The organism is Sphingomonas sp. (genome assembly GCF_035910975.1).
Classification (GTDB): Bacteria; Pseudomonadota; Alphaproteobacteria; order Sphingomonadales; family Sphingomonadaceae; genus Sphingomonas.
Genome location: NZ_JAMHWM010000039.1, coordinates 239737 through 253400, shown reverse-complemented (window position 1 = coordinate 253400; position 13664 = coordinate 239737). Strand labels below are relative to the sequence as shown.

Annotated in this window: 9 protein-coding genes; 4 read left to right on the top strand and 5 right to left on the bottom strand. The window is 68.1% G+C overall.

Translation table 11 applies throughout. The features are described from left to right. Window positions 1-52 precede the first annotated feature (52 nt). The 5 genes from VYI76_RS14535 to VYI76_RS14515 all read right to left on the bottom strand — a co-directional run bounded on the left by VYI76_RS14535 (window position 53) and on the right by VYI76_RS14515 (window position 9853). Window positions 53-1324: an alginate lyase family protein gene (locus VYI76_RS14535; RefSeq protein WP_326525507.1), complete on the bottom strand. Its 1272-nt coding sequence runs from the start codon at window positions 1322-1324 to the stop codon at window positions 53-55. Beyond that, a complete protein-coding gene (locus VYI76_RS14530; protein WP_326525506.1) occupies window positions 1321-4302 on the bottom strand; it encodes a TonB-dependent receptor in 2982 nt (993 codons plus the stop codon). The genes VYI76_RS14535 and VYI76_RS14530 overlap by 4 nt, the downstream gene beginning before the upstream one ends. 93 nt (window positions 4303-4395) lie before the next feature. After that, window positions 4396-6267, bottom strand: a complete 1872-nt coding sequence (locus tag VYI76_RS14525; RefSeq protein ID WP_326525505.1) for a hypothetical protein — start codon at window positions 6265-6267, stop codon at window positions 4396-4398. Continuing rightward, a complete protein-coding gene (locus VYI76_RS14520) occupies window positions 6264-7400 on the bottom strand; it encodes a glycoside hydrolase family 88/105 protein (protein WP_326525504.1) in 1137 nt (378 codons plus the stop codon). The genes VYI76_RS14525 and VYI76_RS14520 overlap by 4 nt, the downstream gene beginning before the upstream one ends. Then, a complete protein-coding gene (locus VYI76_RS14515) occupies window positions 7391-9853 on the bottom strand; it encodes a glycoside hydrolase family 3 protein (protein ID WP_326525503.1) in 2463 nt (820 codons plus the stop codon). The genes VYI76_RS14520 and VYI76_RS14515 overlap by 10 nt, the downstream gene beginning before the upstream one ends. A gap of 128 nt (window positions 9854-9981) precedes the next feature. Here VYI76_RS14515 and manD point away from each other — a divergent pair, with 128 nt between their 5' ends. From manD to VYI76_RS14495, 4 genes are read left to right on the top strand one after another with little or no spacing between them, the layout of a single operon-like run. Then, on the top strand, window positions 9982-11193 hold the full coding sequence (gene manD, locus VYI76_RS14510) for a D-mannonate dehydratase ManD (RefSeq protein WP_326525502.1): 1212 nt from the start codon (window positions 9982-9984) through the stop codon (window positions 11191-11193). Next, window positions 11181-12107 (top strand): DUF4861 family protein, encoded by a 927-nt coding sequence (locus VYI76_RS14505; RefSeq protein WP_326525501.1) that lies wholly within the window; start codon window positions 11181-11183, stop codon window positions 12105-12107. Before manD ends, VYI76_RS14505 begins: the two co-directional genes overlap by 13 nt. A gap of 27 nt (window positions 12108-12134) precedes the next feature. Next, window positions 12135-12878, top strand: a complete 744-nt coding sequence (locus VYI76_RS14500; protein WP_326525738.1) for a FadR/GntR family transcriptional regulator — start codon at window positions 12135-12137, stop codon at window positions 12876-12878. Continuing rightward, the gene (locus VYI76_RS14495; protein ID WP_326525500.1) at window positions 12875-13600 is read left to right on the top strand and encodes a FadR/GntR family transcriptional regulator; all 726 of its coding nucleotides are present in this window, start codon (window positions 12875-12877) and stop codon (window positions 13598-13600) included. The genes VYI76_RS14500 and VYI76_RS14495 overlap by 4 nt, the downstream gene beginning before the upstream one ends. Window positions 13601-13664 lie beyond the last annotated feature (64 nt).

Here is a 13664-nt window from a genome sequence, read left to right as displayed (position 1 = left end):
GCCGATGCCGGCGGACTGGCAACCAGCCCGGCCGCCGCGGCCAGTGCAACGATCAGCGCGGGTTCGCGGGGCGATATTGCAGCAGCGCCGCCTCGCTCGCTTCGGCCGGATAGGCGCCCGGCCCCCAGATCGCCTCGGCGCGGGTCAACAGCGTGTCGAGCGCCTCGGCGGGCCATGTCATCTCCTTGCCCGGCCACGCTTCCGCCCGGCCACGATAGGGGGCGAGATAGTCGGTCGCGCGCCTGAGGCCGCGGCCCTTCGCGTCGGCATAGCGCCACAGGTCGTAGCCGAGGCAGGTGCCGAGTGCCGCGACGTCATAGGCCGGCGCCAGCGCGTAGATCGAGTAATGGAAGCTGCGCGTGCGGGCGAGTTCGGCGGGCAGGGCGCCGTCCGGCGTCATCTGTGTGGCGATCCGCGTCTTGGGAAAGGCCAGCAGGGTCTTTTCAGCGACATCGGGGCGGCGCGCGAACAGCGCAAAGCTCATAGCCTGCGCGTCGTACCAGATGCCGTGGTTGTTGCGCGCGGCGCGCTCGCCCTTGCCGTTGGGGCTCGACTGCAACCAGTCGAGATAGCGTCCGAACCACGCCTCCAGCGCCCTTACCTCATCGGGGTTCAGCGCGCCTGAGGGAGCGATCAGCCCGACCGCTTCGATCACGGCCATCATGCCCGACGTGTCGAGCACACCCTCCGGCCGCCCGTCGGCGCGGCCCGGCACCATCTGGGCATGCGTCATGTTGGGGTTCATCCGCGTCGCCGGATCGAGGAACCAGGCGCGCACCACCGCCGCCGCCTGTGTCGCATAGCGCGCGTCGTCGCTGAAGTAATAGGCAAGGCCCAATGTCGCGGCGTCGCCGTTCATCCGGCCGAGCGCGGTGCGATCGAAGCGGCGGCCGTCGCGTTCCGGATTCACGTCGCCGTCGCGGCGCTGGTATGGCCCCTTGGGATTGGCGGGATCGGGCCACCAATAGGGGCCGAGGCTGATATAGTCGTGGCGGTCGCCCGATGGCGGGATGGTCGTCTTGTCCATCACCGATCCGGGCTTGCGCGCCAGCGCGGCGTCGGCGCGCGCGATCAGCTGGGCGTAGGCGGCGCGGACGGCGGGATCGCTGTCACGTGCCGCCTTCGTCGCGGTCAGCTGCGCAGGATCGAGCACGAAGGTGCGTCGCCCGCCGAACCCGGCGGCATGGCCATCGACGCCCCGGCACATCGAGGCGCGTTCGAGACGGGGAACCGAAAAATCCGCCGCCGCGAGGGCTGGCCCCGCGGCGGCGGTGGCGGCAAGGACCGGGAGGAGGATGGTCCAGCCAAGGTTCACGGGCGTCACAGGCGGACGCGGAAGCCGAAGAAATACTGGGTGCTGCCGTTCGACACCTCGGCGATGCTGTCGTAGCCGGCCTTGTACATCACGTCCTTCTCGCCGGTGACGTTGAGCGCCTGCAGCTTCAGCTGGACGTTGCGGTTGATGTTGTACTGCGCCGACAGGTTCAGATAGGTGCCGTCGCGGATCTCGCGGTTGGTGCCGCCGTTGGGCTTGTAATAGCCCGAGCGGTAGCGAAGGTTCGCGCGCAGCGAGAGGCCCCATTTCTCGTAATAGACCGATCCGCTGGCCGACCATTTGGACAGGCCGATCAGGTTCGACGGGTCGAGATAGGCCGAGATTGGGTTGCTCGACGTGTCGGAGTATTCGAAGTTGGCGAACGCCCGGTTGGCCGACGCCTGGATACCGAACCCGTCGAGCGGCGCGGGCAACCAGGTGAAGGCGTGGTTCAGCGTCCCTTCGATGCCGTAGACGTGGCGCGTCTCGGTGTCGTTGGCCGATGCGACCGGGTTGATCGTCAAATTCTGCGTCTGGCGCGGACCGCCATCGGTGATCGTGGTGACGGTGATATTGGTCGGGATCGCTTCCGACCGGCCGATCACCGCGCCCGTCGCCCATTTGTAATAGCCGGCGAGCGCGATCAACGTGTCTTTCGACGCATAGAGCTCGACGCTGGCATCGGCGTTCCAAGACCGCAGCGGTTTCAGGTTCGGATTGCCCGTGGTCGCGTTGAAGATGATGGTGTTGAGTCCCCCGGTACCGGTCGACGGGTTGAGGTTGATCCCCGCACCGAAGCTCTCGATTCCCGAACGAGCGATCGCGCGATACGCGGCGAGGCGCAGCTTCAGCTGCTGAGACACGTCGAACGCGACGTTCGCGCTGGGCAGCAGGTAATTATAGCTGCCCTTCGCCGTGTTGGTCTGGAGCGTGCCCGTAGGATCGACCGCGACGGTGTAGCTGTCGGCGCCGCTATCCACCGTGATGAGATACGCCTGGCGGAAACCGACCGAGGTGATGTCGGTCTTCACCCAGCGCAGGCCGACGTTGCCGCTGATCGGCGTGGCGCCGAGGTCGGAACGGAAATTCGCCATCGCATAGGCCGCCCAGATGCGTTCGCGCACGTCGATGTCGCTCGGGTCGCGGCCGTCGGCGGGGGTGGGCAGCGCGTCGTCGCTGCCGGTGAAGGTGCGGAACAGGCAATCGTTGTCGAATGTCGCCCAGCGGGTGACGTTGGTGCCTTCGCCCTTCATGTAGCTTTGCGTGGTGAACGGCACGCGGCAGTTCTGGTTCGCCTGGGTGATGAGCTGCGCCGGCGTCTGGCCGTTCAGCGCAACGAGGGTGTTCAGGTCGTTGTTGCGCGCATTGTCGTTGGTGCGGTGATGGTCGGAAAACCGCCCGCCCGCCTTCACCGAACGGATGAAGCCATCGAAGTCGCGCGTGACGTCGAACCGGCCCGCCCAGATCTCGTCGCGCCGGTCGGTCGCGAAGCGGCGGCGCGCGTAGACCGCGTTGGCGGCGGGCGCCAGGAAATTGGCGTGGCTGGTGATGTCGAACGCGCCGAAATCGACGGTGGGTACGACATTCTCGCCTTCATAGGTCAGCGTGTAGGGCACGCGCGTCGTCGAGCGCATGCGCGTCTGTTTCTGTGTCTCGGTGCGGTGCGAGCTGGAGAAGCTGGCGTCGGCGGAGATCGTCCAGCGATCCGGCGTCCACCGCAGGTTGAGGCCGCCGCCGATATATTCCTCGTTGCGCTGGCGGGTCTCGAGCTGGTTTTCCAGGTTAGAATTGCCGCGATAGCTCATCAGCGCGCCGGTCGAATAGCCGTTCGATCCGTTGCCGATCACCAGCGGCTGGAGGCCGCGCAGCCCTTCCGTGATCTGCAGGACGTTGCGATCCTCCAGGCTGGCGCGGTTCGAATATTGCCCGTCGAAAGCGATCTCGAAATCGGGATGCGGGCGCCATTGCAGAGCGCCGATCAGGCCGTCGCGGACTTCGGACGTCGCCTGGGTGCGGAAGCTGCGCGAGGAATTGGCGAAATAATAGTCGCCGCGCGTCTCGCCGACCAGCACCGGTGTCGCGCCCGTCGATGGCGCGACCGAACGCGGGCCGGTGGCGAAGGCGCAGTTGGCGCCCGCACCCGACGCGACCAGCGCCGCGGCGGCGCCGGTCACCTGCGACGGATTGTTGGCGATCGTGTTGCAGACCTGAAACACGGAATTGCCGTTGTAATAATCTTCCGGCGCACTGGTATCCTGACGCTGGTAACCGATCGAGATGCCGATATCGCCGATGCCCGTCCTGAACTGGTCGGTGTAGGAGATGTTGGCGCGGTAGCCGAGGCCGTCGTGACCGTAGACGTCGTCATCCTTGGGCTGGAAATCGCCGCGCACCTCGAACTGGATGCGGCGCTTGCCATAGTCGAGCGGCTTCAGAGATCGCAGCTCGATGACGCCGGCAACACCGCCTTCGAGCAGGTCGGCCTGCTGCGACTTGTAGACCAGCACGCCGTTGACCAGCTCGGACGGAAACTGCTGGAACGCGACCGAGCGGTCCGGGCCGGCGGTCGATACCTCGCGGCCGTTGAACGTCGAGAAGCTGAGCGTGGGGCCGAGGCCGCGCACCGACAGTTCGTTGGCATTGCCCTTGAAGCGATCGGCGGTGACGCCGGTGATCCGCTCCAGCGTGTCGCCGACCGAGTTGTCGGGCGTCGCGCCGATCTCGTCGCTGACGATGCCGTCGACGATCATGCTCGAATTGCGTTTGAATTCGATCGAGGTGCGCTGCGTATCGCGCGCGCCGGTGACGACGACATCGCTGTCCTGCGCTGCCTGGGCCGCCTGCGCGACGGGATCGGCCAGGGCCGAACCGACGGGCTGATCCTGCGGGTCCGCGGCGGGCCCGGCCTGGCCCATCGCGGGCACCGCGACGGCGGCGGCGGAAGCGAGCAGCGCTCCCCGGAACAGCGTGAATGCAGCTTTGCCCATCGATTCCTCCCTGATAATCGGCGCGAACGCGCGCAACCCGACTGCTACCGGTGTCAAAAGATGTATTACAACTGCGTGCCGGAGTGTCAACGGCTATCGCGCCTGGTTGTACGACAACGTCCAGGTCAGGGTGGCCGGGGCACCGGCGGCTGACCCGCCGCGCATACAGCGGACCACCGTCGCGAACGGCCCGGTCGGCGAGCGATAGAGCGGATCGTCCGCCGGGCGCGCGGTGCAGCCGTCGAAGCCGGTGGTTGCGAAGCTGCCGACCTCGCCCGCGCCGAAGGTGACGCGATCCTTGCCGGGACGCTTTACGCGGGTCGAGAAGCTCGCGAATTCCAGGTTGATCGCGCGGATTGCCACGCCTCGCTGCGGCAGGATGCGGTCCTCGCGGACGATCCGGCCGGGCGAGAAAAGATAGCGTGTCTCGATCGCCACGCGCGTGTCGGCGCGCGCGTCGTTGGCGCCCATCCGGTCGAGCGCATCCTGCCGCCAGCGCACCTCGGTCGCCGCGCCGTTGCGGGTCACGGTAACGCCCCTGAAGAACGCCAGCGGCTGAAGCACCGCCCCGTCCGCCAGCGTGATCCGCGGCAGCAGTTGGGGGAAGGCGCCGTCGGCCGATCCCTGCAGCATGCCGGGCGATTGCGGAATCGGGAAATAGGGGCTGTTCATGTGCTGCCCCTGCGCCCCGTTGATGATCGGCAGGCCGATCACACGCCCGCGATCGCGGATCGTCAGCAGCGCGCGGTCATACTCGCCGCGCGCGAACCAGGTGGTCGTCACGCGCGGGAGGGTGTCGAGCCACCGCGCATAGCCGGGATCGGGCGCCTGCCCGCGATAGCCCAGCTCGTTCCAGATCGCGTTGGTATAGATATACTGTCGCGCGAGGCTGAGGTTCTCGCCGAAGATGCGGTGCTTGGCGCGATACGCATCGGTGCGCCGCCCCTGGCCCCACATGTCGACCGATCCGATCGCCGGGTCGATCCAGAAATCCATGTAACGCGCCATGATCCGGCTGGAGAAGGCATAGGCCATGCGTTCCTCGGTCGGCGTCAGCACCTTCAACCGCGCGGCGGCGGTCAGCACCTCGAGGATCGCGGTTTCCCCGTACGGGCCGATCGAGCGGCCGAACTCGAAGCCCTCGCCGTTCAGGTTGAAGCGCGGCAGGATCACGTCGATCGAGCGGCGGAGCCAGCCCCTGACCTCGGACGACGGGGTCAGCCCGGTTTCCAGCATATGCTGTGCGATCTCGCCGACCAGCAGCACCGAGTAACGATCGAACCGGCCCTTGCCCTCGGTCTCGTCGGCGAAGCCGAACTCGCCCGAATATTTCCGATAGTGATCGAGCATCCTGGCCAACAGCGCATCACCCGCTCCGGCATCCTCCCAGCCCAGCCGGTAGCGCAGCCGCGCGATCGAAAAGGCGACGCCGTAATAATTGTTGGGCAGGTCGATGAGGGCGAGATCGTCGCCGACGAACCGCCGCCAGTTGAGCTTCGCCTTTAGTTTCGCCAGCGTCGCCGGGCGTACGGCACGGGCCAGCAGCCCGCGCTCATGCAGCATGTTGAGCGCCGAGACATAGTAATAGATGCCCCAGCTGTCGTTGACGTCGTCGACCGTCAGGTCGGCGATGTCGGCGAAGTCCCCCAGACGCCGGTCGATGCGCGGATCGCCCTTGTCCAGCACGGTGACGCGATGGGCCATCGCATAGGCGATCTTGCCGGGCAGGAACTTGTCGCCGCTTTCGAACACCCTCACCCCGTCGAGCGTCATCGCGCGGCGTTCCCGCAGCAGCTGTTCGATCAGCCGTTCGACCTGCGGCGATAGGCGGTCGCGCACCGTCGTGTCCATCGGCGTGACCCGGTCGCGGTAGACCGGGCCGTGCGGCCTGCCCGCCCAGCGATCAGCGGGCGCGGCGCCGGCTAGCAGCAGGAGCAGCGCGGCGGGCGCGAGAACGCGCCTCATCGCCGTGTTCGCCGGCCGGCGAGATCGGCGAGTGCGGTGCCGGCGAGGATGAAGGCGCCGGTGCCGTAATATTGCGTATCCTTCTGCGCGACCGCGTCTGGCCGATCGCTGACCTGCTGGACCCAGCCGAGCATGCCGTCGGGCTGCACCGCGCGGCCCAACGCCGCCCACCCCTTCCACGCCGCTGGCTCATATGTCCTGGCATCGAGCAGCCCGGCCTGGATGCCCCAGGCGAAGGCGTAGACGAAGAACGCCGTTCCGCTCGTCTCGGGCGGGGTGCCGGCATCGGTGTCGAGCAGTGATGGCGCCCAATACCCGTCCGCTTTCTGCAGGGTGACCAGCTTTGCCGACATGTCGCGGAACAGCTTCTCGTAATAGGGCCGCGTCGGATCGCGCGCCGGCAGCGCCTGGAGCATGCGGACAAGGCCGCCCATCACCCAGCCGTTGCCCCGGCTCCAGAACAGCTTGCGCCCCTTGTCGTCGCGCCGGTCGAAGAAGCGGCTGTCGCGAAAGTAAAGCCGTTCGGACGGATCGTAGAGATAGTCGGTGGTTGCGCGGAATTCCTGGTGCGCGAAATCGGCATAGCGCCGGTCGCCGGTCATGTTGGCGAGTTGCAGCAATGTCGGCGGCGCCATGAAGATCGCGTCGCACCAGCACCAGCGATCGGTGCACACCGACGTGCCAGCGCCCGGACGGGTGGGAACGAATTCCAGGCTGCCGCTCGGTCGCTTTGCCAGGACGTTCTCGAAATAGGCGATCGTCGATGTCACCACCGCCTTGCCCGCGCCGTTGCGCGCCGCCCACATCCACGCCTGGGCGATCAGTTGATCGTCGGCGTGAAACGGGTTCTTGCCGAGCCGCCAGTCCTCCGCGCGGCCGAGGTCGAGCAGGTACGGCCGGTAGCGCCGGTCGCGGCTGGCGAGCTCGGTCAGCGCGACCCAGAAGGTCGCCTGCTGCCAGTCGCGCGGGTTGCGCACGCTGGCACGCGCCGCAGGCATGTGATCGAAGGTGGTACGATGGGCGAGCTGCCAGTCGGCGACGCGGCGCGTGACCGCCAGGATCTCGGCCGGGCGCGGGGCAGCGGGTTGTGCCGCGGCGGCGACTGCGATGGGGGCGAGCAGGCTCAGGAACATGGCGAATCCTTGTGCGGGACGAGGGCGACCGACGACAGCGTCAGGTCGAGCCGGGCGGAAGTGGACAGCGCGAACGGCTGGGTGACGCGCGAGCGGTCGAGCTCGGGCAGACAGGCGAGCGGCACGCGCCATGTCGTCCACCCGCGCCCGGCGAGCGCGGCAAGCTGCTTCGTGACGTCGAGGCGTGCGCTGCAATCGGAGCCGCAACGCAGGTCCAGCGTGACCGGTCCGGCGGGCGCGACATCGACCTTCAGCTCGACCGCGATCGTCAGCGGGCCGCCGACGGAAAGGTCCGCAGGCCGCGCATAGGCCAGCGCCAGCGTGCCGCGGCCCCGGCCGCTCCAGCGGACTGCGCGGGCATCCTCCTGTGCGTCACGATCGACCGGGCGGACGGCGATGCTGCCATTGTCGGTGGCGCCGGTGATCGCCTGCGGGCTGTCGCCGGTGCCGTCGATCTGGAACCGCCGCGCGCCGGTTGCCCGGCCTCGCGCGAACAGCGTGCCGACCGGCGAGGCGTCGATGCTGATGCCGGGGCTTTCCGCAATCGGCGTGGCGGGCGTCCGGTCTTTCAGCGTCAGGCCGAAGCCGTAGGGATAGAGCGGGCGATAGTCCGCGTCACCGACGTTGACTGGCCGTCCGGTCGCATCGGCTGGCCAGGAAAAAGGCAGCTTTCCGGTGAAATCGACCCTGCCGAACAGCACATCGGCCACCCCGCCACCTTCGGAGCCCGGCAGCCAGGCGGCGACGAAGGCGTCGGCGGCGTTGATGTGGCGGTTCACCCACAGCGGCCGACCCGACAGAAACAGCGCGACGGTGGGAATGTCCGCCGCCTTCAGCCGCCGGAGCAGTGTCAGCGAATCCTTCGGATCGTCGAACAACAGGTCGGCGCGATCGCCCTGGAATTCGGCGTAAGGGTCTTCCCCGAACACGACGACCGCGACGTCGGGCTTTGTCGTATAACGGCCGTCGATCGACAATTCGGCACTGCCCCCACCATTCGTCACCGCGTCGCGCAGCCCCGCCCAGATCGATGTTGCGCCGGGGAAATGCTCAGGCTTCGTGCCGGTGCCCTGCCATGTCAGCGTCCATCCGCCCGATTGCTTCGCGACATCGTCGGCACCGTCACCGGCGACCAATATGCGCGCGCCGGCCTTGAGCGGCAGCACGCCGGCGTTCTTGAGCAGCACCAGCGATTCGCGCACCGCAGCCCGCGCCACCGCGCGATGTTCGGGGGCGCCGAGCAGTTCGTAGCGCCCCGCATAGGGCCGCGACGATGGTCGTCCGCTCTCGAACAATCCGCCGCGCAGCTTGACCCGCAGCACCCGGCGGACTGCGTCGTCGAGCCGCGCCATCGGCAAGCTGCCGGCCTTCACCGCGGCGAGCGTCGAGTCCCACACGCCTTTCCAACTGCCCGGCGCCATGTACATGTCGAGGCCGGCGGCGATCGCGGCAGGGCAGTCGGTCGGCGTGCACCCCGGCACCCTGGCGTGCCCGTCCCAATCCCCGACGACCAGGCCGTCGAAGCCCCAGCGATCCTTCAGCACCCCGGTCAACAGGCTGCGATTGCCGTGCATCTTCACGCCGTTCCAGCCGGAGAAGCTCGCCATCACGCTCTGCACTCCGGCGTTCAACGCGGCGACATAGCCGGGGGCGTGGAGGCGGATCAGTTCACCTTCGTCGATCTGCGCGTCGCCGCGGTCGCGGCCGTCCAGCGTGCCGCCGTCGGCGACGAAATGCTTGGCGGTAGCGATCACATGGGGGCCGCGCAGCCAGTCCGTGGCACCGCGTCGCCCCTGAAGCCCCTCCACAAAGGCGGTCGCATAGTCGCGTACGACCGCCGGATCTTCCGCGAAGCTCTCGTAGGTGCGCCCCCAGCGATCGTCGCGCGCCACCGCTATCGTCGGCGCGAAGGTCCAGTCCAGCCCGGTCACGCGCAGCTCGATCGCGGTCGCCTGGCCGATCCGGCGCATCAGGTCGGGATTGCGCGCCGCGCCCAGGCCGATGTTGTGCGGAAACAGCGTCGCGCCGACGATATTGTTGTGGCCGTGGACGGCGTCGGACCCCCACATGACGGGAATGCGCGGCAGCCTGCCCGACGGGCGCATCGACGCATCATAATAGGCATCGGCCGCCGCTACCCAGGCGGATGCCGGGCCGAATTCATCGCCGCCGGGGGAGGAACTGCCGCCGTTCAATACCGAACCGAGGTGATAGCGCGCGACATCCTCGGGCGTGGTGCTGGCGATGTCGCCCTGGACGATCTGGCCGACCTTCTGCTCGACGGACATGGCCGCGAGCAGCCGATCGATCCGGTGTTCGATCGCGACATCGCGCGGCGACGCGGCGATCGCAGGCCAGCGCCCCGGTTCGGCGATGCCGCGATTCTGCGCGGCCAGCGCCGACGGCATCGCGAGCAACGCGCCCGTCAACAGCCACCCCAAGCCTCGCTTCACACCCCTCTCCCACAGGTCAATTGCGCGTCATTGTGCTTGACACCGGTAGCATATCTCTTTCCTTTTCCGGCGAGGCTGTCAATAAGGTTGTCACACAACTCAGGCCAAAAGGCCCATCGGGGGACGCGATGCCAAGGATCACGTCGGCACGGGTGATCGTCACCTGTCCGGGGCGCAATTTCGTGACGCTGAAGATCGAATGTGACGACGGCACGACCGGCGTCGGCGACGCGACGCTCAACGGCCGCGAACTGTCGGTGGCGAGCTATCTGGCGGATCACGTCATCCCCTGCCTGATCGGGCGCGACGCGCACCGGATCGAGGATATCTGGCAGTATCTCTACAAGGGCGCGTACTGGCGGCGCGGGCCGGTGACCATGACCGCGATCGCCGCGGTCGATGTGGCGCTGTGGGACATCAAGGGAAAGATCGCCGGCCTGCCGGTGTACCAGTTGCTCGGCGGTGCCTCGCGTGACGGCGTGATGGTCTACGGCCACGCCAACGGCGCGACGATCCAGGACACGATCGACGCCGCACTCGACTATCAGCGCCAAGGCTACCGGGCGATCCGGTTGCAGTGCGGCGTGCCGGGGATGCGATCGACCTACGGCGTGTCGAACGACCGCTATTTCTACGAACCCGCCGATGCCGACCTGCCGACCGAAAATATCTGGTCGACATCGAAATATCTGCGCGTGGTGCCCGAACTGTTCGCCGCCGCGCGCGAGGCTCTGGGGTGGGATGTCCACCTGCTCCATGACATCCACCACCGGCTGACCCCGATCGAGGCGGGGCGGCTTGGCCGGGACCTGGAGCCCTATCGCCCGTTCTGGCTGGAGGACGCGACCCCGGCCGAAAATCAGGAGGCGTTCCGCCTGGTCCGCCAGCACACCACCGCGCCGCTGGCGGTGGGCGAGGTGTTCAATTCGATCTGGGACGCCAAGGACCTGATCCAGAACCAGCTGATCGATTATATCCGCGCGACCGTGGTCCATGCCGGCGGCATCACCCACCTGCGCCGCATCGCCGCGCTGGCCGATCTCTATCAGGTCCGTACCGGCTGCCACGGCGCGACCGACCTGTCGCCGGTGGCGATGGCCGCGGCGCTCCATTTCGACCTGTCGGTGCCCAATTTCGGCATCCAGGAATATATGCGGCATACGGCGGAAACCGATGCGGTCTTCCCGCACGCATATTCGTTCGAGGACGGCATGATGCACCCCGGCGACGCGCCGGGGCTGGGCGTCGACATCGACGAGGAACTGGCCGCCAGGCATGAGTACAGGCGCGCGTTCCTGCCCGTGAACCGGCTGGAGGATGGAACGCTGTGGAACTGGTGAAGCCCGTCCTCGGACTCGCCGCGCTGGCGCTGGGCGTTGCCGCACCGGCGCAGCAACGTGCGCCGATGCGCGCCGCGACGCCTGCGGAAAGGACGGCCCGCGCGGCGGTGGTGATCGCCGGCTACCGCCACGACGACCTGTTGTGGGAAAATGATCTGACCGCCCACCGCATCTACGGCCGCGCGCTGGAGGCGATCGAGCCGCCGTCGTCGTCGGGCATCGACGCCTGGGGCCGGCGCGTGCCCTGGCCGTACATGGACCGCCAGCTGCGCACAGGTGACCAGCACGCCGATCACGGCGAGGGACTCGATTTCTACAATGTCGGGACCGGGCGCGGCACCGGGGGCCTGGGCATCTGGCAGGACAACAAGCTGTGGACGTCGCGCAACTACGTCCGCGCCCGCATCCTGAGCGCGGGGCCGCAGGTCGCGGACTTCACCGTCGATTACCCCTCATGGCCGGTCGATGTCGGCCGCTGGGTGCGCGAGACGCGGCGCTTCACCCTGCCGGCGGGAACGCATTTCACGCAGATGGTCTCGACGCTCACGTCGAACCGCGCGGGGCCGCTGATCGTCGGCATCGGCATCTCGAAACGTCCGATCGGCGGCTTTCAGCTGGGACAGGTGACGAAGGACGCGCCGCGCGCCCGGCTCGTCTGGTGGGGGCCGACCGATCCCGCGCGCGGCACGATGGCGGCGGCCGTGATGGTCGATCCCGGCGCCTTCGCGGGTTTCGCCGAGGATGCCGACAATTACCTGATCCTCGTCCGCGCGACGCCGGGTCGCCCGCTGGTCTATTATGCCGGCGCCGCCTGGGATCGTGGATCGGCGTTCGCGACCCGTGCCGCGTGGGACGCGCATGTCGCGGCGCAGTCACCCGATTTCGCCGCGCCGCGCAGCAGGGCTAGCCAGTGACGAGGATGGACTGTTAGCGTGACCATCATGGCCGTCACCAAGGCAGCATCGCTCGCGGACGATCTCGTCGCCCGGTTCGAGGAACGGATCGATCGCGGCGCGATGCCGCCCGGGTCGCGCTTTCCCACGGAACGTGAGATCACCGAGGATTTCGGCGTCAGCCGCACCGTGGTGCGCGAGGCGTTCGCCCGGCTGGCGGCGCGCGGCCTGCTGGTGTCGCGCCGTGGATCGGGCGCCTATGTCGCCGACGGCGCCCGCTTCCGCGCGTTCCAGGTGACGGCGGAGGAAGTCGCCGAGATCGACGATGTGCTGCGCCTGCTCGAAATGCGCATCGCGCTGGAGGTGGAGATGGCCGGCCTCGCCGCCGAACGCCGCACCGACAGCGATCTGGCCGCGATCCGCGCGGCACTGGCGGCGATGGACGACAGCCGCGACGTCGATGCCTCGATCGCAGCGGACGCCGCGTTCCATGCCGCCATCGCCCGCGCCACCGGCAACGATTACTACGTCCGCTTCACCGATTTCCTGGGGGTTCGCCTGGTGCCGTCGCGGCGGCTGTACCTTCACGCCAATGATCCGGCGACGCACCGGCGCTATGCCCGCGCCATCAATCGCGATCATGAGGCGATCCATGCCGCTATCCTGGCGCGCGATCCCGCCGCCGCCCGCCGCGCGGCGCGGCGGCACATGACGACCTCGCTCAAACGCTACCGGGCGTTGCGCGACGCCGGGGCCGCCTTGCGCGATCCCGACGGGGCATTGTCGGCATGAGCGTCCCGACCAAGGCGGCGTCGCTGGCCGACGATCTGGTGATCCAGTTCGTCTCGGAGATCGAATCGGGCCGAATGCGGGCCGGCGCGCGCTTTCCTACCGAAAAGGACCTGACCGAGCGGTTTGGGGTGAGCCGCACCGTCGTGCGCGAGGCTTTCGCCCGGCTCGCGGCGCAGGGCCTGCTCGAATCGCGGCGCGGATCGGGCGCCTATGTGCCCGCCAACGCACAGTATCGCGCCTTCCAGGTCGTGCCGGAGGATCTGGTCGCGATCGAGGACGTGCTGCGCCTGCTGGAGATGCGCATGGCGCTGGAAACCGAGATGGCCGGCCTCGCCGCAGAGCGTCGCGACGACGCCCAGGTCGCGATCCTGCGCGCGCTGGTCGCGGAAATGGACGCGAGCGACGATCTCGACAGCTCGATGGCGATCGACACCCGGTTCCACGCCGCGATCGCCGGCGCGACCGGCAACGCCTATTTCGTGCGCTTCACCGATTTCCTGGGCATCCGCCTGGTGCCGCCGCGGCGGCTCTACCTCGACGGGGTCGGCGCGATGACGCCGCGCGACTATGCCCGCACGATCAACGCCGAACATCGCGCCATCTGTGAGGCGATCGCCGATCGCGATACAGAGGCCGCGCGCGACGCCGCACGCCGGCACATGGATACCAGCTATCGCCGTCACATGGCGATGCGCGAGAAGTATCGCGACGCCGGCACCTGACCGGCGCGGCCGGGCGCGCGAGGACTCCCGCCCTATTTAAGCGCGGACCCGCGTGATCCGCCGG

Coding starts and splice junctions, on each gene's coding strand:
- VYI76_RS14520 (WP_326525504.1), bottom strand. CDS start 7,400: ATGTTCCTGAGCCTGCTCGCCCCCATCGCAGTCGCCGCCGCGGCACAA.
- VYI76_RS14500 (WP_326525738.1), top strand. CDS start 12,135: ATGGCCGTCACCAAGGCAGCATCGCTCGCGGACGATCTCGTCGCCCGG.
- VYI76_RS14495 (WP_326525500.1), top strand. CDS start 12,875: ATGAGCGTCCCGACCAAGGCGGCGTCGCTGGCCGACGATCTGGTGATC.
- VYI76_RS14525 (WP_326525505.1), bottom strand. CDS start 6,267: ATGAGGCGCGTTCTCGCGCCCGCCGCGCTGCTCCTGCTGCTAGCCGGC.
- manD (WP_326525502.1), top strand. CDS start 9,982: ATGCCAAGGATCACGTCGGCACGGGTGATCGTCACCTGTCCGGGGCGC.
- VYI76_RS14530 (WP_326525506.1), bottom strand. CDS start 4,302: ATGGGCAAAGCTGCATTCACGCTGTTCCGGGGAGCGCTGCTCGCTTCC.